The organism is Nitrosomonas halophila, from assembly GCF_900107165.1.
Taxonomy (GTDB): Bacteria; Pseudomonadota; Gammaproteobacteria; order Burkholderiales; family Nitrosomonadaceae; genus Nitrosomonas; species Nitrosomonas halophila.
The window spans coordinates 1-21,446 of sequence record NZ_FNOY01000049.1 but is presented as its reverse complement, the minus strand read 5'-3'; the positions used below and the strand labels follow the sequence as shown (position 1 = coordinate 21,446).

The 21,446-nt window shown below is 54.0% G+C and carries 19 protein-coding genes; 5 read left to right on the top strand and 14 right to left on the bottom strand.

All coding sequences use genetic code 11. The annotated features are described in order from the left end of the window. Positions 1-145 precede the first annotated feature (145 nt). The 7 genes from BLV85_RS10670 to sdhC form a co-directional block, all read right to left on the bottom strand. A complete protein-coding gene (locus BLV85_RS10670; RefSeq protein WP_090414987.1) occupies positions 146-1,453 on the bottom strand; it encodes a replication-associated recombination protein A in 1,308 nt (435 codons plus the stop codon). Between the two features lie 31 nt (positions 1,454-1,484). Continuing rightward, positions 1,485-2,108 carry an outer membrane lipoprotein periplasmic chaperone LolA gene (gene lolA / locus BLV85_RS10665; protein ID WP_090414993.1) on the bottom strand — a complete coding sequence of 208 codons (624 nt, stop codon included), beginning with the start codon at positions 2,106-2,108 and terminating at the stop codon, positions 1,485-1,487. A 58-nt stretch (positions 2,109-2,166) separates the two neighbouring features. Further along, positions 2,167-4,473, bottom strand: a complete 2,307-nt coding sequence (locus tag BLV85_RS10660) for a DNA translocase FtsK (protein ID WP_090414983.1) — start codon at positions 4,471-4,473, stop codon at positions 2,167-2,169. Positions 4,474-4,765: 292 nt separating this feature from the next. Further along, positions 4,766-5,746 carry an ankyrin repeat domain-containing protein gene (locus BLV85_RS10655; RefSeq protein WP_090414980.1) on the bottom strand — a complete coding sequence of 327 codons (981 nt, stop codon included), beginning with the start codon at positions 5,744-5,746 and terminating at the stop codon, positions 4,766-4,768. A gap of 94 nt (positions 5,747-5,840) precedes the next feature. Then, the gene (gene sdhA, locus BLV85_RS10650) at positions 5,841-7,604 is read right to left on the bottom strand and encodes a succinate dehydrogenase flavoprotein subunit (RefSeq protein WP_090414978.1); all 1,764 of its coding nucleotides are present in this window, start codon (positions 7,602-7,604) and stop codon (positions 5,841-5,843) included. Position 7,605: 1 nt separating this feature from the next. Continuing rightward, complete coding sequence (gene sdhD / locus BLV85_RS10645; RefSeq protein WP_090414976.1) at positions 7,606-7,959, bottom strand: succinate dehydrogenase, hydrophobic membrane anchor protein; 354 nt, start codon at positions 7,957-7,959, stop codon at positions 7,606-7,608. Next, complete coding sequence (sdhC, locus tag BLV85_RS10640) at positions 7,953-8,345, bottom strand: succinate dehydrogenase, cytochrome b556 subunit (protein ID WP_090414975.1); 393 nt, start codon at positions 8,343-8,345, stop codon at positions 7,953-7,955. Before sdhC ends, sdhD begins: the two co-directional genes overlap by 7 nt. A 161-nt stretch (positions 8,346-8,506) precedes the next feature. On the opposite strand from sdhC, the gene BLV85_RS10635 reads away from it, so the two are divergent. The 4 genes from BLV85_RS10635 (at position 8,507) to BLV85_RS10620 (ending at position 12,155) form a co-directional block, all read left to right on the top strand. After that, on the top strand, positions 8,507-10,201 hold the full coding sequence (locus tag BLV85_RS10635) for a CTP synthase (protein ID WP_090414973.1): 1,695 nt from the start codon (positions 8,507-8,509) through the stop codon (positions 10,199-10,201). Positions 10,202-10,282: 81 nt separating this feature from the next. Beyond that, the gene (gene eno / locus BLV85_RS10630) at positions 10,283-11,569 is read left to right on the top strand and encodes a phosphopyruvate hydratase (protein WP_090414970.1); all 1,287 of its coding nucleotides are present in this window, start codon (positions 10,283-10,285) and stop codon (positions 11,567-11,569) included. Beyond that, positions 11,566-11,850: a cell division protein FtsB gene (gene ftsB, locus BLV85_RS10625; RefSeq protein WP_090414967.1), complete on the top strand. Its 285-nt coding sequence runs from the start codon at positions 11,566-11,568 to the stop codon at positions 11,848-11,850. Before eno ends, ftsB begins: the two co-directional genes overlap by 4 nt. 62 nt (positions 11,851-11,912) lie before the next feature. Then, the gene (locus tag BLV85_RS10620) at positions 11,913-12,155 is read left to right on the top strand and encodes a PP0621 family protein (protein ID WP_090414965.1); all 243 of its coding nucleotides are present in this window, start codon (positions 11,913-11,915) and stop codon (positions 12,153-12,155) included. Positions 12,156-12,174: 19 nt separating this feature from the next. Here the strand turns inward: BLV85_RS10620 and BLV85_RS10615 are convergent, their stop codons facing one another. The 4 genes from BLV85_RS10615 to trxA form a co-directional block, all read right to left on the bottom strand. Then, positions 12,175-13,461 carry a dicarboxylate/amino acid:cation symporter gene (locus BLV85_RS10615; protein ID WP_090414963.1) on the bottom strand — a complete coding sequence of 429 codons (1,287 nt, stop codon included), beginning with the start codon at positions 13,459-13,461 and terminating at the stop codon, positions 12,175-12,177. Positions 13,462-13,614: 153 nt separating this feature from the next. Beyond that, on the bottom strand, positions 13,615-13,839 hold the full coding sequence (gene rpmE / locus BLV85_RS10610) for a 50S ribosomal protein L31 (protein ID WP_090414961.1): 225 nt from the start codon (positions 13,837-13,839) through the stop codon (positions 13,615-13,617). Between the two features lie 129 nt (positions 13,840-13,968). Beyond that, positions 13,969-15,228 carry a transcription termination factor Rho gene (gene rho, locus BLV85_RS10605; RefSeq protein WP_090414959.1) on the bottom strand — a complete coding sequence of 420 codons (1,260 nt, stop codon included), beginning with the start codon at positions 15,226-15,228 and terminating at the stop codon, positions 13,969-13,971. 140 nt (positions 15,229-15,368) lie between these two features. Next, complete coding sequence (gene trxA / locus BLV85_RS10600) at positions 15,369-15,695, bottom strand: thioredoxin TrxA (protein ID WP_090414991.1); 327 nt, start codon at positions 15,693-15,695, stop codon at positions 15,369-15,371. A 363-nt stretch (positions 15,696-16,058) separates the two neighbouring features. Here trxA and mltB point away from each other — a divergent pair, with 363 nt between their 5' ends. Next, positions 16,059-17,096, top strand: a complete 1,038-nt coding sequence (gene mltB, locus BLV85_RS10595; RefSeq protein ID WP_090414958.1) for a lytic murein transglycosylase B — start codon at positions 16,059-16,061, stop codon at positions 17,094-17,096. 94 nt (positions 17,097-17,190) lie between these two features. On the opposite strand, the gene BLV85_RS10590 is transcribed toward mltB, so the two are convergent. The 3 genes from BLV85_RS10590 to BLV85_RS10580 form a co-directional block, all read right to left on the bottom strand. Then, positions 17,191-18,309, bottom strand: coding sequence for an ABC transporter ATP-binding protein (locus tag BLV85_RS10590; protein WP_090414988.1), 1,119 nt, complete (start codon positions 18,307-18,309; stop codon positions 17,191-17,193). A gap of 7 nt (positions 18,310-18,316) precedes the next feature. Beyond that, entirely contained in the window at positions 18,317-19,909 is a 1,593-nt protein-coding gene (locus BLV85_RS10585) for an ABC transporter permease (protein WP_090414956.1), read from the bottom strand. A 103-nt stretch (positions 19,910-20,012) separates the two neighbouring features. Then, on the bottom strand, positions 20,013-21,029 hold the full coding sequence (locus BLV85_RS10580; RefSeq protein WP_090414954.1) for a Fe(3+) ABC transporter substrate-binding protein: 1,017 nt from the start codon (positions 21,027-21,029) through the stop codon (positions 20,013-20,015). Positions 21,030-21,446 lie beyond the last annotated feature (417 nt).

The following is a 21,446-nucleotide window of genomic DNA, read 5'->3' as shown; positions in this document are numbered from 1 at the left end:
TGCTGCATAACAACATGCCGTTTGATGGTGACAAGTTTTTCAAAATAAAGGGCGCTAATATGTAAATTTTGCTTGACTGAAGACAGAGTATCTACCCGTTTTAGTCCAGACAACATGACCTGCCTGTGACATTACGCGAGGTGCATCAGTCCTTTGCTTTCTTTGTCACGTCATCAGGTCGAGCCCGCTTGGCTGCCTTTGCATCCAGTTCGCGCAAATGCGCGAGCTTCTCGGCTATTTTGGCTTCCAGCCCATGTGAAGTCGGCCGGTAGAATCTGGTCTCAGGCAGGCCTTCGGGCAAATAATTCTCGCCGGCTGCATAGGCGCCGGGTTCATCATGGGCATAGCGATAGGCCTTGCCGTAGCCCATTTCCTTCATCAGCCGGGTCGGTGCGTTGCGCAAGTGAATGGGGACGGCACGGGAAGCATCCTGTGCGATGCAAGCACGGGCTTTTTTATAGGCGAGATAGGCCGCATTGCTTTTGGGCGCGCAGGCAAGATACAGCGCTGCCTGGGCGAGAGCAAGCCCGCCTTCCGGGCTGCCGAGCCGCTCGAAGGTCTCGCAGGCATCCAGCGCCAGGGGCAACGCGCGCGGATCGGCTAGGCCGATATCCTCCACAGCGGTACGAATCAGCCGCCTGCCGATGTAACGCGGGTCGGCGCCGCCATCGAGCATGCGGCACAACCAGTAAAGCGCAGCATCGGGCGAAGAGCCGCGGATAGACTTATGCAAGGCTGATATCTGGTCATAGAAGGCATCGCCGCCTTTGTCGAATTTGCGCGCATTGCGCGACAGGACCTTGCGCAGGTAATCGCCATCGATCGCCGCGATTTTTTCGGTTTCAGCGGCATGCTGGGTTTGTTCCAGCAAGTTCAGCATGCGGCGCGCATCGCCGTCGGCAAACGCAATCAACAGATCCATCGCGTCCTGGGTAAATTGCAAATCTGGCAAGGCGGCGGCACAGGCCCGCTCGAACAGTTGTGCCAATTCCGCTTCGGACAGTGCCGTCAGGGCATAAACCTGCGCGCGTGACAGCAGGGCGCTGTTGACTTCAAACGAGGGATTCTCGGTTGTGGCGCCGATGAAAGTGATCAATCCTTGCTCGACATAAGGCAGAAATGCATCCTGCTGCGCTTTGTTGAAACGATGCACTTCGTCCACGAACAATATCGTCGGCCGGCCGGTGCGCTGCAGCACGGCCTGGGCGCGCTCGATCGCTTCGCGGATGTCCTTCACCCCGGACAGCACGGCGGAAATGGCGATAAATTCGGCATCGAAGGCATGCGCCATGAGTCTCGCCAGGGTCGTTTTGCCACTCCCCGGCGGCCCCCACAGGATCATCGAATGCGGCTTGCCTGATTCAAAAGCAAGCTGCAGTGGCTTGCCTGGGCCGAGCAAATGCGGCTGCCCGATCACCTCCGCCAGGGTCTGCGGACGCAGCCGCTCCGCCATGGGCGCGGGAGGGCTGCGGTGAACAGGAAATTCAGTCACTGATGACGTCTGCGCCCGGCGGCGGGGTAAATTGAAACAAATCGGGGGCCAGCACAGGATTGTGCTCTGCCTGGGAAAATATCAGCCAGGTCACCTGGCCAAAGCTGTCGCGCAGCACCATTTCACGCAGCATACCGTCCGGCGAGAATCCCAGCCGGATCAGCTCAAATGCGCTTTCCCGGCTTTTGGGAACGGCTTCCAGCCACTCAAGCGGCCCTTCCGGCGCATCGATTTCCAGCAGATCAAAATCGCGCTCAATCGCATTGTGCCCGGCCAGCAATGCAGCCGGCGTGCTCCCCAGGGCAAGATCGAGCTGCCGCACTGTGACCTGTTCGAGATCCTGGTCATAGAACCACACCCGCCCGCCATCGCCAACGATTAATTGCTGGTGGGGCTGTTCATAAACCCAGCGAAACTTGCCGGGCCGCTCGAACATCATGCTGCCACTGGCTTTCTGAATCACCCGCAGATTGCGATCGAGCAAGGTCTGGGAAAAATCGGCACGAAAGGTCTGCACCTGCTCGACAAAAGCCTTGAGGCTGCCGATTGCGGCCGCCTGCGCCGGTGTCACCCAGAAACTGGCCAGCAATCCCAGCACAAAAACAAAACGGAACATCACGATTGGACCTATTGAGATATATGAAAAACAGTGTGCTGGATTGCCGGGGGACTGTTCATTCATCCCGTTTGGGGGCCAACACTTCCCGGTTGCCATTGCTTTGCATGCTGGAAACCAGCCCGGCGCGCTCCATCTCTTCGATCAAGCGGGCGGCCCGGTTGTAGCCAATGCGCAGTTGCCGCTGCACCAGCGAAATCGAGGCGCGGCGCGACTTGACCACGATGCTGACCGCTTCATCGTAGAGTGGATCAGACTCGCCCCCGCCCGCCTTGCCGTTTTCACCTGTGCCGTTGTCGCCAGCGGATCCATCCTCGTCACCCGCCTGCAGAATTTCCTCGACATAACGCGCTTCACCATGCTCTTTGAGATACTCCACAACTTTATGCACTTCATGATCGGCCACAAACGCGCCATGGACACGCTGCGGATAGCCGCTGCCCGGCGGCAGGTAGAGCATATCCCCCTGCCCCAGCAAGGCTTCCGCGCCCATTTGATCGAGAATGGTGCGCGAATCGATCTTGCTGGAAACCTGGAATGCGATCCGGGTCGGAATATTGGCCTTGATCAGGCCAGTGATGACATCGACCGACGGCCGCTGAGTGGCCAGCAGCAGGTGGATGCCTGCGGCACGCGCCTTCTGCGCCAGCCGCGCGATCAGCTTCTCGACTTTCTTGCCCACGATCATCATCAGGTCGGCAAGCTCGTCGATCACCACCACGATCAATGGGATTTCCTCCAGCAATTCAGGCGAATCAGGCGTGGTGCTGAGCGGATTGGTCAGAGGCTCCTCTTTTTTGATGGCCTCACGCACTTTCTGGTTGTAACCGGCCAGATTGCGCACGCCCAGTGCCGACATCAGTTTGTAGCGCCGCTCCATTTCGGCCACGCACCAGTTGAGGGCGCTGGCCGCATCGCGCATATCCGTGACGACTGGCGTCAGCAAGTGCGGAATGCCTTCATAGACAGACAGCTCCAGCATTTTGGGATCAATCAAAATCAGGCGGACCGTTTCTGGAGGCGCTTTATAGACCAGGCTCAGAATCACGGCATTGATCGCCACCGATTTACCCGAGCCGGTCGTGCCTGCCACCAGTGCGTGCGGCATTTTGGCGAGATCCGAGACAATCGGCCGCCCGCTGATATCCTTGCCGAGCGCAATCGTCAGGGGAGAAGCATGGTCGGCATAGACCTTGGATGCCAGGATTTCATGCAAACGCACCACTTGCCGTTTCGGATTGGGGATTTCCAGCCCCATCGTAGTCTTGCCCGGAATCGTCTCCACGACGCGAATGCTGGCCACGGTCAATGCGCGCGCCAGATCCCTGACCAGGTTAACGATCTGGTTGCCCTTGACCCCGACTGCCGGCTCGATTTCATAGCGCGTGATCACCGGTCCCGGATAAGCTGCCACGACCTTCACTTCCACGCCAAACTCCAGCAGTTTGCGTTCGATCAGACGCGAAGTAAACTCAAGTGTATCGCTCGACAGCACTTCCACGTTCTTGTCCGGTTCATCCAGCAAATAAAGTGGCGGCAGGGGTGAATCCGCAACATCGGAAAACAGGGGCGTATGTTTTTCCTTGTTGACGCGCGGGGCTTTCTGAATCGTCGTCTCCGGCATTTCGATATGCAGCGGCGTTTGCGGCAAGAGCTGCTTTTTGATCTCCTCGACATGCACCTCCCGCCGCTGAGTCGAAGCCATGCCGGCCCGCCTATCCTGCCAAGCCACCCACAAATCCTTCAGAGCGAGACATGCCGCCTCGATAGCAGTGCCGATTTTTTCAGACAGACGCACCCATGACAGTCCCGAGAACAGGCTCAATCCGATCGCGAACAGAATCACCAGACCCAGTGTCGTACCGGTGAACCCGAGCACCAGTGACAGCTGCTTGCTGAGCACTTCGCCCAATATACCACCTGGCGCGAGCGGCAGCGGCGCTTTGAGAGTATGAAAACGCAGCGACTCAATACCGCTGCTGGCTATCAGCAACGTTATGAATCCTGTAAAAGACACCAGCAGTGCGCGCGGATCAAACACGCTGGCGATATCGATGCGACGATAGCTCCACCACACAGCCGCCAAAAAAAAGACCACCCACCACCAGGCTGAAACACCAAACAAGTAAAGCAGCAAATCGGATAGCCAGGCGCCCGCGCTCCCACCGGCATTACTGACTAGCTGACTCGCTGCACTGCGCGACCATCCCGGATCGGTATGATCAAAACTGATTAAAATCAAGGCCAGATAAAGCGCAATCCCGCCCAGAATCAACGAGACCGCCTCGCGCAGCAACCGGCTGATTCTGGGTGGCAAAGGATTGCTGGCGGATTTTTTCGCCATGGACTTGTTGGCAAAACTCATGCAAAAATTGTCTAATTGAACCAGATTAAGAAGAAAGCACGAACGCTACTACCCGCAGGCTTAGGGCTCGTCAATAAATAACTTGGGCTCAAGTTATTTATTGACGAGCCCTAAGCAGCAATAGGGACAAATCATGTCTCTGCACATAAATCCATCGAAGAAACCGATAGCAACGCTGACCGGCAGGTGCACCCACCTGCCCTTTCGATGATCATCTGCTGCTGCCTAAAGTCGGACACCTGCTGTCCGCCGCCGGCCGAAATGTTTTCTTACCGGCTCAGGTCAACAGCAGTTATGGATTTCCAGCGGCTTTGAGCAGCTCGATGATAGCTGGATCCTTGGCAATATCGAGCGCGGTCTTGTCACTGGCACTTTTGAGGGTGGCATCTGCGCCCCGCGCCAACAGCAACTCGACTGTCTCGGCATGCTCGTGCAATGCCGCCCACATCAATGCTGTCACACCATCTTGGTTCTGCATATCAATATGGGCCCCCTTGTCGAGCAACAACCTGATGATTTCAAGATGGCCATTCTGCGCGGCCAGAATCAGCGCGGTGAAATCGTTGGTCGCTTTCAGATCGGGCTGGGCATTATGCGCCAGCAGTGTCTCGACTACGGACACATGCCCGGAGAGCGCCGCTAAAATCAGCGCGGAAGCGCCATTGACATCCTGCAGATCAGGCTTTGCGCCTTTGGCCAACAGGGCTTTGACAATCTCGAGATGACCGTTCTGCGCCGCCAGATGCAAGGCTGTGACCTGGTTCCCGCTCTGCAGATCGGGCTGGGCATTTTGCTTTAACAGCGCAGCGACAATGTCGGCATAGCCTTTGACAGCGGCCAGCATCAGGGGTGTCAGGCCATTCTTGTCCTGCAGGTTGGGATCAGCACCTTTAGCCAGCAAGGCATCGACAATTATGCCATGACCATTCTTGGCGGCCAGCAGCAAAGGGGTACCGCCCTGAATATTGGCCAGATCAACCGTGGCCTCACGTGCCAACAGCAATTTGACGACATCAGTATGGCCATTCTGCGCTGCAACCGCCAGGGCAGTAAATCCATCCGGGTTCTGCAAATCAATTTTGACATGCTCATCCAGCAGCTTCTCCACCACTGCCGCATCGCCTGTCAAGGCAGCCTTGAGAAAATCAATCTCGTTATCCGCATCCGCAAAGGCCGACGTAGCGAGAACGGAAAACCATACCAGTGTGCCGACCAGACACAGCCGTCTCAATCGGGTAAAAAATACAGGTAACATGCGTTCTAAAGGTTTCATGATTGGAGTTAGCCTCTTATTGAGCGATTGGAGTTTGCAGGCATCGACTGCCGGGCAAACCCGTAAGGGTACATAATTTTAAGCGCTATTTCACTCAATATGTTCTCGCCTTGGGCGGGAAAGATTCCACAGATATCGGTTTCAGCCGTACAGGTTTGTAATCCAGTCGTTGATCCTGACCAAAATACAAAGAGTGTTTCAACCATTTACGGTCATCCCGCTCGGGAAAATCCTCGCGCGCATGGGCACCGCGGCTTTCCAGGCGCGCCTCGGCTGAAACCATGGTGGCTATCGCCACCTCGATCAAGTTGTCCAGCTCCAACGCTTCGATCCTGGCTGTGTTGAACACCCGGCTTTTGTCCCGGATTTCGGTTTGCCTGACACAGGCAGCAACTTCATTGATCTTTTCCACCCCCTGCTTGAGCACATCCGGGAAACGGAAAACGCCACAATAGTTCTGCATGGTCTTGCGCAGCGCCGCCCCCGTTTGTGCCACATCCTCGCCATCCCTCTGGGTTTCCAGGCGCGTCAGTCTGGCAAGCGTATACTCCGCTGCATCCAGCGGCAAAGGCTTGTGATGGTTGTTTTTGTGCAGATCCTCGATGATTTGATTGCCTGCCGCACGTCCGAACACCACGATATCAAGCAGGGAATTGGTCCCCAAACGGTTTGCACCATGCACCGAAACACAGGCGCATTCACCCACTGCATACAGGCCCGGCACCACCTCTTCGGGCCCGGTCTTGTAAGGCGCAACCACTTGGCCATGATAATTGGTAGGAATGCCGCCCATCATGTAATGCGCGGTAGGCACGACCGGAATGGGTGCCACAATCGGATCGACATGCGCAAATTTCATCGCAATCTCACGTATGCCGGGCAAGCGCGACTTGATCACCTCCGCGCCCAAATGATCCAGTTTCAGCAGCATATGGTCGCCATCCGGACCGCAGCCACGCCCCTGCCTGATTTCAGTCGTCAGCGCACGCGAGACGACATCACGGCTGGCGAGATCCTTGGCATTCGGCGCATAGCGCTCCATGAAGCGCTCACCTGCCGCATTCAGCAAGTATCCACCCTCTCCCCGCACCGCTTCGCTGATCAGCACACCGGCGCCGTAAACGCCGGTTGGATGGAATTGCCAGAACTCCATGTCCTCCAGAGGAATGCCCGAACGTGCCACCATCCCCAGGCCATCGCCGGTGTTGATAAAGGCATTGGTGCTGGCCTCGAAAATTTGCCCGGCACCCCCTGTCGCCAGCAGGGTGGCCCGTGCCTGCAGGATCATGACTGCGCCTGTTTCCATTTCCAGGGCGGTGACTCCGAGCACTTCGCCTTGCTGATCGCGGATTAGGTCCAGCCCCAGCCACTCCACAAAGAATTGGGTATTGACGCTGACATTGCGCTGATACAGAGTATGCAGCATGGCATGGCCGGTCCTGTCAGCCACCGCGCAGGAGCGGGCAGCCTGTGCACCGCCAAAATGCTGCGATTGTCCACCGAATGGACGCTGATAAATCTTGCCATTCTCGAGCCGGTCGAACGGCATGCCAAAGTGTTCCAGTTCGTAGACCACTCCCGGCGCCTGGCGGCACATGAATTCGATTGCATCCTGATCGCCGAGGTAATCGGACCCTTTGACTGTGTCGTACATATGCCAGTGCCAATTATCTTCGGTCACGTTACCCAACGAAGCGGCAATCCCTCCCTGGGCAGCCACTGTATGCGACCGGGTAGGAAATACCTTGGATAAAACGGCAACCTTGAGCCCTGCTTCGGACAGCTGCAAGGCAGCGCGCATACCGGCGCCTCCCGCACCAACAATGACTACATCAAATTTCCTTTTGGTAATATCCAAATCAACTCCACAAAATCACTACAAACCAGACGAGATAAGTAAACAATGCCACAATGCAGGCTATCTGCAGCGTCAAACGAATCGCGATGGGATGAACATAATCCATCAATATGTTGCGCACCCCCACCCAGGCATGCCAGCACAGGCTGGCAAAAAAGACAAAAGACGCGATTTTCATCCACTGGCCGGCAAAAAGCGATCTGAAGGCTTCATAGTCCGTAGGCTGATGAAAAATGACGAGCATCACCAGCCATCCGGTATAAAGCCCCATCAGCACGGCCGTGACGCGTTGCGCAAGCCAGTCGCGCAGACCGTAGTGTGCGCCAGTGACGGCCCGTTTTGCCGGTCTTACCATAACCAAATCCCGATCAATACTGTTAAAATAAGCCCTGCAGCCAGAACAAGTTTGCTGCTCAAGCGCGCAGACTGCAGTTCCAGACCGCAATCCAGGTCAAGCGCCAAATGACGAATACCCGCGCATAGATGATGCAGAAAAAACCATGATGCGAGGATCAAAAAAAACTTGCCCAGCGGATGCGCGAGATTCGATTGTAAATCAGCGAACGACTCCGGTGACTGTAGCGCCATTTGCAAGCCATACAGCAATAGTGGAATGCCAGGAAAGAACAACAGCACGCCACTGATACGGTGCAAAATGGAGACGATAGCGGGAAGAGGCTGCTTGATTTGCAGCAAATTCAAAAATTTTGGACGTTGCTTTTCTGGAAATTGTGCTTCCATAACATTCAACCAAGCTCGTTTTATCGGTGAAAAGACTGCGATGACTGCCTAGTGTAATCTGTTCCCTGTGGGGATACAACTTTGCAGGGACCGGATAGACGCTTTATAGACCTAATACACTTCATTGTTTAGACATATTAATTAAGCTAATATAATCTCCCATGACCAAATATGTCTTTGTGACTGGCGGCGTGGTTTCTTCCCTGGGCAAGGGCATAGCCGCAGCCTCACTGGCGGCGCTGCTCGAAACCCGTGGCATCAAAGTAACCATGCTCAAACTGGATCCTTACATCAACGTCGATCCTGGCACTATGAATCCATTCCAACACGGAGAAGTGTTTGTGACGGATGATGGCGCCGAAACCGATCTCGATCTCGGCCATTACGAGCGTTTCATCAGCACCAAAATGACCCGGCGCAACAATTTCACGACCGGGCAGATTTACGAGAGCGTGATTCGCAAGGAACGCCGCGGGGATTACCTGGGTGGCACGGTACAGGTTATTCCGCATATCACCGATGAAATCAAGCTGTTCATCCGCAACGGCATTGGCGATGCGCAGGTTGCCATTGTGGAAATCGGCGGCACGGTTGGCGATATCGAATCTCTGCCCTTTCTGGAGGCTATCCGCCAGATGTCCGTGCAGCTGCCTCGCCAAGATACCTGTTTCATTCACCTGACGCTGCTGCCCTACATCAGCTCAGCGGGCGAACTAAAAACCAAGCCGACCCAGCATTCGGTCAAAGAGCTGCGGGAAATCGGCATTCAGCCCGATGTCTTGCTATGCCGCTCCGATCGCCCGTTGCCGCTCGAAGAACGCCGAAAAATCGCTTTGTTCACTAACGTGCGCGAAGAAGCGGTGATCACTGCCCTGGATGTCGACAGCATCTACAAAATTCCAGCGCTATTACATGAACAAATGCTCGATGAAATTGTGTGCCACAAGCTGGATATCCTGGCCAAACCCGCCAAGCTTTCCGCCTGGAAAAAACTGGTTCACGCGCTGGAACACCCCGAGCACCGGGTCTCGATTGCACTCGTAGGCAAATATGTTGACTTGACCGAATCCTACAAATCGCTATCAGAGGCGCTGATACATGCCGGCATTCATACACGCAGCAAGATAGATATATGCTACGTGGATTCCGAGGACATCGAGCAGCATGGTACCGATTGCCTGGCCGATAAGGATGCGATTCTGGTACCGGGCGGATTTGGCAAACGCGGGGTGGAAGGCAAGATCATGGCGGTCCATTACGCTCGTACCCATCAGGTGCCCTACCTGGGCATCTGTCTGGGCATGCAACTGGCGGTCATCGAGTTCGCGCGCAATCAACTGATGCTGGAAAAAGCCCATAGCACAGAATTTGACCCGGACACTCCTTACCCAGTGCTGGGACTGATCACCGAGTGGCGCGATCGCTGCGGACGCATCGAAAAACGATCCACCAAAACTGATTTGGGCGGAACCATGCGCCTGGGCGGACAGGAATGCCTACTGAAACCGAATACACTAGCCCATAAAATTTACAAGTCGGACAAGATCGTCGAACGCCATCGCCATCGTTATGAAGTCAATACTGAATTCATTCCGGCACTGGAGCAAGGGGGACTAATCATCAGCGGACTATCTGCCGAAGACGACCTGTGCGAAATGATCGAACTGCCGCAGTCCGATCATCCCTGGTTTGTCGCCTGTCAGTTTCATCCTGAATTCACCTCAACACCGCGCAATGGCCACCCTTTATTCAAAAGCTATATCAAGGCTGTCATCAATTTTGCCGCTAAACCCAGTCGCTCCAGGCATCAGGAATCCAATGAACCAAAAAACATTGCCGTAGGCAGCGCGGATTGATTGAACCCGATCGCCCTGCCAGGCTGATACACGCAGCACCGACTTACAGATCACACTAACGAACAACACAAGGAAAGTAGCATGAGTGCAATTGTAGATGTAATCGCCCGTGAAATCATTGATTCCCGCGGCAACCCGACGATAGAAGCCGATGTACTGCTCGAATCTGGTGTACTGGGACGCGCGTCGGTCCCTTCCGGTGCATCTGTCGGCACACGCGAGGCTGTTGAGCTGCGCGATGGCGATAACCAGCGTTATCACGGCAAGGGTGTGATGAAAGCGGTTGAAAGCGTCAATACCGAAATTGCCGAAACGATCATGGGTCTGGACGCTGTGGAACAATGCTTTATCGACAAGACGCTGATCGAGCTCGATGGCACCGAGAACAAATCCAGACTAGGTGCCAATGCGATCCTTGCTGTGTCAATGGCGGTAGCCAAAGCCGCCGCCGAGGAATCCAGCCTGCCGCTGTATCGTTACCTGGGCGGCGTCAATGCAAAATGGCTGCCGGTACCCATGATGAATTTGATCAACGGTGGCGCACATGCCAACAACAGCCTGGATATGCAAGAGTTCATGATCATTCCGCTCGGCATGCAAAGCATGCGGGAAGCAGTCCGCTGCGGCGCGGAAATATTCAGCACACTGAGGGCGCTGCTCCATAAGAAACAGATCCCAACCACGGTTGGCGATGAAGGCGGTTTTGCCCCCAACTTCGCCCATCACGAAGAAGCGCTCGGCATGATCGTCCAAGCCATTGATGAAGCGGGATATTTACCTGGCTCGGATGTTGCCATTGGGGTCGATTGCGCGAGCTCGGAGTTTTACCGGGATGGCAAATACCATCTGGCATCGGAGGGGCTCAGCCTGACCGCAGCACAGTTTGTCGACTATCTGGCGACCTGGGTGGATAAATACCCCATCATCAGTATCGAAGATGGCATGAGCGAGCAGGACTGGGCGGGCTGGAAGCTGTTGACCGACCGGCTGGGCAAAACCGTGCAGCTCGTAGGGGACGATATTTTCGTGACCAACACCAAAATATTGAAGGAAGGTATCGACCAGGGCGCCGCCAATTCCATCCTGATCAAGGTCAATCAGATCGGCACGCTGACAGAAACATTCAATGCCATCGAAACGGCAAAATGCGCAGGTTATACGGCAGTGGTGTCGCATCGCTCCGGCGAGACCGAGGATACCACTATCGCTGATATTGCAGTCGCAACCAACGCCTTGCAGATCAAAACCGGCTCACTCTCCCGTTCCGACCGGCTGGCCAAATATAACCAGCTGCTGCGTATCGAGGAAGACCTTGGCGATATCGCGCAGTACGCCGGGAGATCCGCGTTCTATCAATTGAAACCATGAAAATTGTGGCAATTCTGCTCGCCACGATGATCGTGTTGGCACAATTTCCTTTGTGGACCGGCAAGGGCGGTTGGCTGCAGGTAATGGAAATGAATCAGCAAGTTTCCGCACTACAGGCAGCCAATCACGACCTGCAAACCAGAAATACCGTACTGGAAGCGGAAGTCAACAATCTCAAGAAAGGGCTGGATGCCATCGAGGAGCTCGCGCGCAGCGAACTCGGCATGATACGCAAGGATGAAATGTTTTTTCATGTGGTGGAATACGAGCGCAAACACTAGCCCGTGGATCACCACGCCACGAGCCTTGCCAACTCCCTCAGGACAAGCGTAGCGAACCGGTCATGATAAGCAAGTGGATACTGTTAATTGCGTTGATTTTCCTGGTCTTCTGGCTGGTCAAACGATTCCAGCGCGCGGCAAAACAACCGCCCAGAAGCGAGCAGAAGGTCATCGAGGACATGGTACGTTGCGCCTACTGCGATGTACACTTGCCGAAAAGCGAAAGCGTTGCCGGGCATGGCCAATATTTCTGCAGTGAGGCGCATCGTGCATTGCATGCGCGCGCGGCATCCAAAGAAAAATAGGTCACCCGCCCGCTGCATGTCACGGCTTGTGTGACGAGACCAGGGTATCAGCGGTCTCCGAGTTTGAATCGTAAAAAGTAGGCAAGGAAAGCCCATTTTCACTGCGTGCGATGATGGTTGCCACGACCGCATCTCCCGTAACATTTACACTGGTTCTCAACATATCCAGCAAGCGGTCAACCCCCATAATGAGTGCGATCCCCTCGATCGGCAGCCCCACCTGGTTGAAAACCATGGCAAGCATGATCAGCCCCACTCCCGGTACACCTGCCGTGCCAATCGAAGCGACCACTGTCATGAGAACAATGGTCAGATAGATAGCCATACTCATCTCGATACCATAGACATTGGCGATAAAAATGGTTGCGACCCCCTGCATGATGGCCGTGCCATCCATATTGATGGTTGCACCGAAGGGAATGACAAACGAGGCAATCGAGTTCTCGACCCCGATGCGTCTTTCAACCACGTCCAGGGTGACCGGGATGGTTGCATTGGAACTTGCCGTGCCAAAGGCGAAAATCTGTGCAGCCCGGATTTTGCGCAGAAACACCCATGGATTGACACGCCCCAACAGCTTCAGCAGTAGCATCAGCATACCCAGCGCATGGATCATCAACACCATGATGACGACACCAAAATAACTGAACATCGGCAAGATCAACCCGGGACCATGTGAGGCAAAAGTTTTGGCCATCAGCGCAAATATGCCATAGGGTGCGGTCTGCATGACGAGCCTGACGACCTGCATCATCACTTCGTTCAGCTTATCGAATATTTCCACCATCAGCCGGCCGCGCTCACCCAGCATCACCAGGCCGGTTGCAAACAACACTGAAAAGAAAATAATTTGCAACATGTTACCGGTTGCAAACGCCTCCACCGGATTATGCGGTACGATATCGATCAAGGTCTCGAGCAGTGAATGGGGCACGACTATCTCGACTTCCGCGGGCGGTTGTGTTTCAAGATTGAAATCCTTGCCTGGCTCGAAGACCAGGGCCACCCCGATGGCCAACGTGATCGCGAGTGCAGTAGTCAGAATGAACAACAAAAATGCTTTAAAGCCGATCCTGCCCAGTTTGTGGATATCGCCAATCGCACACACACCGCTGATCAGAGAAAAAGTGACCAATGGAACGACCAGCATCTTCAAGAGATTGATGAAAAGTGCGCCGATCGCATGAAACAGGCCATTGACAAAGTATTCCTGCACGACAGCCACTTCGCTCAAGAAAAGATTGATCACACTGCCGAGCACAAACCCGGCAAACATCCAGATCAATAATTTTGTCGTAAATTTCATGGCATGGGGAATAGCCGGGCAAGCTCAGCGCATCACCTCCCGGGTTCAGACAAACTGGCAGTGCAACCAATGATGTATAAATGCAAACAGGCTGTTCCGGTTGGGAACAGCCTGTTTGCATTGCGCAATATAAAGCAGTAAGCCGTTATCAAGTCAGGAAGAAGCTTGTCTCTGGAATCGCTTGCCATACTTCTGGTTGAATTTCTCCACCCTTCCTGCGGTATCCACAATCTTTTGCTTACCTGTATAAAAAGGGTGGCAGGACGAGCATACTTCAATATGCAACGGCTTGTTCAGAGTCGATCTAGTCTTGAACTCGTTGCCACAACTGCATGTTACAGTTATTTCATGGTAATCTGGATGGATTCCTGCCTTCATTTTCTATCCTTATCAGAGCCGAGATTTTCTAAGCCCGTTATTATCACTTAATATACAAAGCACTGCAACTCAGTATTGACCCTGCTGGGGCAAAATACTGAGTTGAGGCCACCTGTCATGACAATGCCATTACACACGCCGCATGGAATCAAAGAAATCGGCGTTGTTTTTAGTTGCCTTGATCTTATCCAGTAGGAAGGACATCGCGTCCATTTCATCCATGGGATAAAGCAATTTGCGGAGAATCCAGATTTTCTGGAGCATCTCTTGCGGGATAAGCAACTCTTCCCGGCGCGTACCCGAGCGATTCACATTGATTGCTGGATAAATCCGTTTTTCCGCCATACGCCGGTCAAGGTGGATTTCCATATTGCCTGTCCCCTTGAATTCTTCGTAAATCACATCATCCATCCGCGAGCCGGTATCCACCAGAGCAGTAGCGATGATGGTCAGCGACCCCCCCTCCTCAATATTGCGGGCAGCACCGAAGAAGCGTTTCGGACGTTGCAATGCGTTGGCATCCACACCGCCTGTCAACACTTTCCCGGAGGCAGGCACGACCGTGTTATAAGCACGCGCCAGACGAGTAATCGAATCGAGCAGGATCACGACGTCCTTTTTATGCTCGACCAATCGCTTGGCTTTTTCGATGACCATATCCGCCACCTGCACATGCCGGGTGGCCGACTCATCAAAAGTAGAGGACACGACTTCACCCTTGACCGAACGAATCATTTCCGTGACTTCTTCGGGACGCTCGTCGATCAGCAGTACCATTAACACGACATCGGGATGATTGGCCGCGATAGAATGTGCGATATGCTGCAGCATTACGGTCTTGCCGGATTTGGGGCTGGCAACCAGCAAGCCGCGCTGCCCTTTCCCGATTGGAGCGATCAAATCAATGACCCGGCCAGTAATGTTTTCTTCGGACTTGATGTCCCGCTCCAACGTCAAGCGTTCGGTCGGAAAAAGCGGCGTCAGATTTTCGAACAGTATTTTACGCTTGGAATTCTCCGGCGGCTCATTGTTGACCTTGTCTATTTTAACCAACGCGAAATAACGCTCGCCTTCCTTGGGAGGACGAATTTCACCATCGACGGAATCACCCGTGTGCAGATTGAAGCGCCTGATCTGGCTCGGTGAAATATAAATATCATCCGGCCCGGCAAGATACGAAGTATCGGGCGAACGCAAGAAACCAAATCCGTCCTGCAGAACTTCCAGGGTACCTTCCCCAAAGATGCTTTCGCCTTTGCGCGCCTGGTTTTTCAGCAATGCAAAAACCAGGTCCTGTTTTCGCATACGATTGGCACCGTCGATATCGTTGGCAATTGCCATTTTCACCAATTCAGAAACATGAATGCTTTTTAAATCGGATAAGCGCATAGAAAATACTCTTGGGAATCAGAATGTTAAGGAAGCGGGGAAATAGAAGGGGTGTGCGAGTGAAACAAGGGAAGCCGAATAGAAAATTCGTGAAAATTCATCCGGCTTTAAACGGCACTTGCAAGCCTGAAGATTAATTTTTATAGATGACTGTCAATAAAAGCCGTCAATTGCGATTTTGACAATGCGCCAACTTTGGTGGCTTCGATATTTCCGTTCTTGAACAGCATCAATGTCGGAATGCCACGAATTCCGTATTTTGGCGGTGTCGCCTGATTTTCATCGATATTGAGTTTAGCCACTTTCAACCGGTCGCTGTATTCATTCGCAATTTCATCGAGGATCGGTGCAATCATTTTACATGGCCCACACCATTCTGCCCAATAATCAACAAGCACGGGAATGGAAGACTGTAGTACCTCTGTTTCAAAAGTTGCATCGGTTACGTAGTGAACATGCTGGCTCATGAAATCCTCTTTAAATATTTGATGGCTTAAAAATGGATGCCACGTGTCAGCCATCGCTGGCGGCACCGGCAATTAAACCGCATAAAAGTTGCTGAGTTAAAACGACTGTATAAGGGGTAGTGCAAGCTTACAACTGGATTATTGGTTGTATACTATAGAAAAACCGAACCGAAGGAAAGCTGGCCGTGGAAACTCGACACCCACTCCAAAGCGCGCCTTGCTTTCTCATAGTCGGGCACATAAAAAACCGCTAGACGGGTATATGAGTGGTTTTCACGTAAACGCGAACATTAAATCTAATTACCAGACATGTCAACCTCTCCCAAGCACTTTATGATCAAATACTCTGGATATTTTTCTTGCATGAAATCATTCCGCTTGCTGCAGCGTCCCATCAACCGGTATATCGGTGCATTGCTCTGGGCGATGATGCTTGTTGCAGGCACCACTTCCTGCAGCGCCACCCAGCCGGCTTCCACCTTGCGTCCGGAAATCGATAATTTCATTACCGAGATGGTCAATCGCCATGGTTTCAGCCAAAGCGAACTTGAATCGGTTTTCAACCAGGTGCGTTTCCAGCCGAGTGTGCTGAGATTGATCTCGGCGCCTGCCTCGGCAATCTCCTGGAACGAATATCGTGGCCGATTTGTCAATGCCCAGCGCATCAAGGGGGGGGTCGATTTCTGGAATACCCATGCCCAGGATCTGGCGCGGGCCAGAAAAATCTACGGTGTTCCTGAAGAAATCATTGTCGCGATCATCGGCATCGAAACGTCCTATGGCGCCACGACCGGCAACCATCGCGTCATCGATGCATTGACTACCCTGGCTTTTGATTTTCCCCGGCGGGCTGATTTCTTTCGGGAGGAGCTGGAACACTATCTGCTGCTGACGAAAGAACAGAATTTCGATCTGTTTGGCATCAAAGGTTCCTACGCGGGGGCCATCGGCGTACCCCAGTTCATGCCAGGCAGCTACCGGCGTTATGCGGTGGATTTTGATGGCGACGGACAGATCGATTTGGCCAACAATGCAGCCGATGCGATCGGCAGCGTTGCCAACTATCTCAAGGCATATGGATGGCAGCCCAACGAGCCCATAGCCATACGCGCACGCGCAACCACTGAAGCACTGCAGGCGTTTCTGGACGCGGGCATAGAACCCTCCTATTCGGTCGCCCACCTGCGCCAAGCCGGTATTGTCCCGATAAATAACGCCCCTTCGGATGAATCCCTGGCCGCGCTGATAGAACTGAACGCTCAAGGCGAGCGCCAACTCTGGCTGGGTTTCAGGAATTTTTATGTCATCACGCGCTACAACCGCAGCACCTTTTACGCCATGTCCGTATTCGAGCTCGCCAAGGCGATCCATGCCGGAAAGCATGCCGGCCGGAAACTATAGCCTTCCGGCTGACCTTGAATACCGCAGTCAGGGAGCCCTGTTGCACATCGGAATTGATCGGTGATCGGACCGGCAGAATACGATCCGGTTCGTTTCAAGAACCGGGCAACAACTCTTGGCGGTTCTTCTGGACGGCACCTGCCCGGCCTGGCCGATCGAATACAACGACATGACTGGCCTCCAGCCGAATCCCGATTTTCTCTCCAATCGCCCGGTCATGGCGGCTGGGAACCAGCGCCAACACGACAGGCCCGTCAGCCAGTTCCAGCGTGTAAAGAATTTCTGCACCACGAAACGCTTTTTTGCGTACAACCGCATTGAGCGCACTTTGGTCGTCATAGACAACGTCATCCGGGCGGATCAGCACATCGACTTCGCTGCCTGGCGGATAATGCCCATGCTCGGGCAAACCAGGATAATAAAGACCATCGGCAAGCATACCGCACGCCGTTCTTACCTGGCCTGACGATGAAATGATGCCCGGCAGCAGCACGCCCTGCCCCACAAAGCTTGCAACGAAACGGTTGACAGGGCGATGATAGAGATCATATGCACTGCTCCACTGCATCATTTTTCCAGCGAGCATCACCCCTATTTTATCCGCGACCGCGAACGCCTCGGCCTGATCATGCGTCACCAGAATCGCCGTGATATGCAACCGCTTAAGCAGCTCCCTCACCTCTTGGCTCAGACGCTCTCGCAGGCTCACATCCAGATTGGAAAACGGTTCGTCCAGCAGCAACAAATCGGGGCGGGGTGCCAGCGCGCGCGCCAAGGCCACACGCTGCTGCTGGCCGCCAGACAGCTCATGCGGATAACGCTTGGCCACTTCCGCCAGACCGGTAATCTCCAATAATTCAGCCACCCGTTGCGCGCGTTCCGCCTGATTGCTGCGATGCAAACCAAACCCGACATTGGCGGCCACACTCAAGTGAGGAAACAGTGCGTATTCCTGAAACACCATCCCCACACGCCGCTGCTCGGGCGAGAGCACGAAACCCGGCCGGCTGACGCTCACCCCGTTTAGCCAGATCTGGCCAAATGACACCGGCTCAAACCCGGCTATGCAGCGCAGGGCGGTGGTTTTTCCGCAACCGCTCGGCCCCAGCAGACAGCCGATCTCGCCTTTTTCCAGCGTGAACGAGAGTTCATCCACGATAAGCTGCTGACCATAGGTACAACTGATTCGGTCAAGTTCCAGTAGTGTGTTCATGGCCATTCTATGTTTCCGTCTGACGCATCAACAAGATGATCGGCACCAGTCCCGCCAGAATCAGCGTCAGCGCAGGCAGAGCCGCCTGCGCCCACTCCCCTTCCGAAGTCAATGAAAATATACGCACAGCCAAGGTATCCCAATCAAAAGGCCGGGTCATCAAGGTGATTGGCATCTCCTTCATGACATCCACAAAAACCAGAACCGCCGCGGTGAACACGCCCCCCTTCAGCATCGGCAGATGCACCGATTTCAGCATCGCCCAACCGGTCACACCAAACCCCACAGCGGCCTCATCGATACTGCGTGTCACCCGCTGGAGCGCACTTTCCAAAGGAAAATAACTCACCGCGAGAAAACGCGTCATATACGCAACCAGCATCACGGCAAGCGTGCCCTGAATCAAAAAACCGGTCTCGATTGCAAATAATCTGAACAAGCCATCACTGATGAAATTGTCCAGCCATGTCAGCGGAATAAAAACACCGACCGCCAGCACGGCACCCGGCAACGCGTAGCCAATCGTGGCCAGGCGCACTGCTGAACGAGCGAGAAACCCAGTATGCAAACGGGCGGCGTAGGCCAGCATGATTGCAGCCAGGCATGTCAGCAAGGCGGCAAGTGCCGACAGCGACAGGGAATGCCAGACAAACTCCAGATAACGTTGATCCAGCTGGTGCGGGAAGGTATCCAGCGCCCAAATGCTCAATTGGATAATGGGCAGGACGAATGCGAACAACAACACCAGGCTCGCCAGAGCCGTCACCCCGGCAGCACGCCAGCCCACCAGCTGAATGCGTTCAATTCGCTCACTGCGCTTGCTCTCGGCAAAGCGCATGCGCGAGCGAAAACGCTGTTCGATCATAATAATGACGAGCACGATTAGAATGAGCAGGGAAGCCAGCTGCGAAGCCGCTGACAAGGAAAACATGCCAAACCAGGTTTTATAGATCGCAGTGGTAAAGGTATCGTAATTGAATATCGCGACGGTTCCGAAATCAGCCAGTGTTTCCATCAGAGCCAACATCACGCCAGCCACGATCCAGGGACGCGCCATCGGTAGCGCCACCCTGAAAAATCCCTGGCGACGGCTGAGCCCCAGGGATTGCGCCACCTCCAGCAAGCGTTTTCCCTGCGTCAAAAAAGCATTGCGCGCCAATAAATAGACATAGGGATAAAAAGCCAGCGTCATGACAATCGCCACCCCTGATCCGCTGCGTATATCCGGGAACCAGCTTAAATCGGAATTCAGCCAGGCACGCAGGCTGGTTTGAAGCGGCCCGGTATAGTCGAAGATCCCGAGCGCCACGAAGGCTGTCACATAGGCCGGTATGGCAAGCGGCAGGAACAATGCCCAGGAAAAGAAACGGCAGCCTGGAAAGGCATAGACAGCCGTGAACCAGGCCAAACTCACTCCCAGGAGAGATGTCCCGGCCATGACCCCCAGTGACAACCATAATGTATTCGTCAACAGCAGTGGCAGCGTAGTGTCCACCAGATGCTGCCAGATCTCATCTTCCGGCAAAAACAGCGAAGAAACGACCACACAGACCGGAATCAGCACCAGACCAGCAATCAGAAAGGGTACTGCCCGCCACATAGCCTGCGCGCCACTGCCCGCAGGCCGGGAATTTCTCCTGGATGATGAATAGATGGTGGCGGCCCTGCTGCCGGAAGAAGCGTTCTTGTCCAAATGCAAAGGCCTAACGATAGCCCGCGCGATCCATCAGCCGGACCGCCTTGGCCTGCAGCTCCCCGGCCTGGACGACATTGGTTTTATTTTCCTCAAAACTGCCCCAAGCGCGGGTCACTTCACTCTGTTCAGCCCGAGAATTGGCCGGATATTCCATATTGAGCTCCGCAAACAGAGACTGAGCCTTTTCAGAAGACAAGTATTCCAGCAATTGTATGGCCGCACGCTGATTGCGGCTGTATCGTGTCACGCCGGCACCGGAAATATTGATGTGCACGCCGCCATGATTCTGGTTCGGCCAGAAAATCGCCAATGGCAAATCAGGCTTGTCCTGCATTAATTTGCCATAATAATAAGTATTGACCAGCGTCACATCACATCGCCCGGCTGCCACGAACTCCATTGCCCGGGTATCATCCGTCAGGGGGTCGGTCGCGAGATTGGCTACCCACCCCTTGACGATTTTCTCCGTCTCCGCCTCGCCATGCTCGGCAATCATCATTGCCACCAGCGATTGGTTGTAAACCTTCTTGGAGGTACGCAGGCATAACCGGCGCTTCCATTTCGGATCGGCCAGATCCTCATAGGTTGACAATTCATCAGGCTGGACGCGCTGCGGGTTGTAAATGATCGTGCGGGCACGTACCGTCAACCCAAACCATTGTCCTTGCGGATCTCGCAAGTGCTCCGGAATATTGGCTGCCAGCACAGCGGAATCGACAGGTTGCAACAACCCTTTGCGAGCCGCCTCCCACAAATTGCCCGCATCCGTGGTAATCAGCATATCCGCCGGTGTGCGCCTGCCTTCTGCGAGCAAGCGTGCCAGCAGCGCGCCTTCCTTGTCCGTGGTGAATTTGACGCGTATGCCCGTCTCACGGGTAAAAGCATCGAACAAGGGTTTGATGAGCTGCTCGATTCTCGCCGAATAGACAATGACCTCTTCGGCCCGGATGCTGGACGCCGCAGACAAGGCGCCAAAAAACAAAATAATTGCGCACCAGCGGCCAAAAATAGAAGAGTGGAACATATGTTTAACCTAGAATTCTCAGTTGATCGCTACTTCAATAGCGCATAGATCGTTATGAAAAGAATATACGTCTCTATACAATTTCCAGCAGGGCATATGAAGTTCAGAACAAGCCCGCGTCAGCTTTACGGTACCCCAACGCACCCTGCACTCGAGGGTTGCTGCTGCCGATACTGGCCATCAAGCGTGAAACAGTCGATCATGCTTGTGCCGCAAAAATCTTTCAGACACGCCTAAAACCACAGCCATTAAGCAAGTATTCCATGTCCCAATCGCCAGCGGTTAAGCTTACACCCCAAAAGTATACTATTAACAGGAATTATTGTAACTATTCAGCGAAAAAAATGCAAAAAGTGCTTGACAGGGTTTTTGTGTAAAAAAGCAAGATTACCGATACATTTGGAGTTGCCCGTCAGG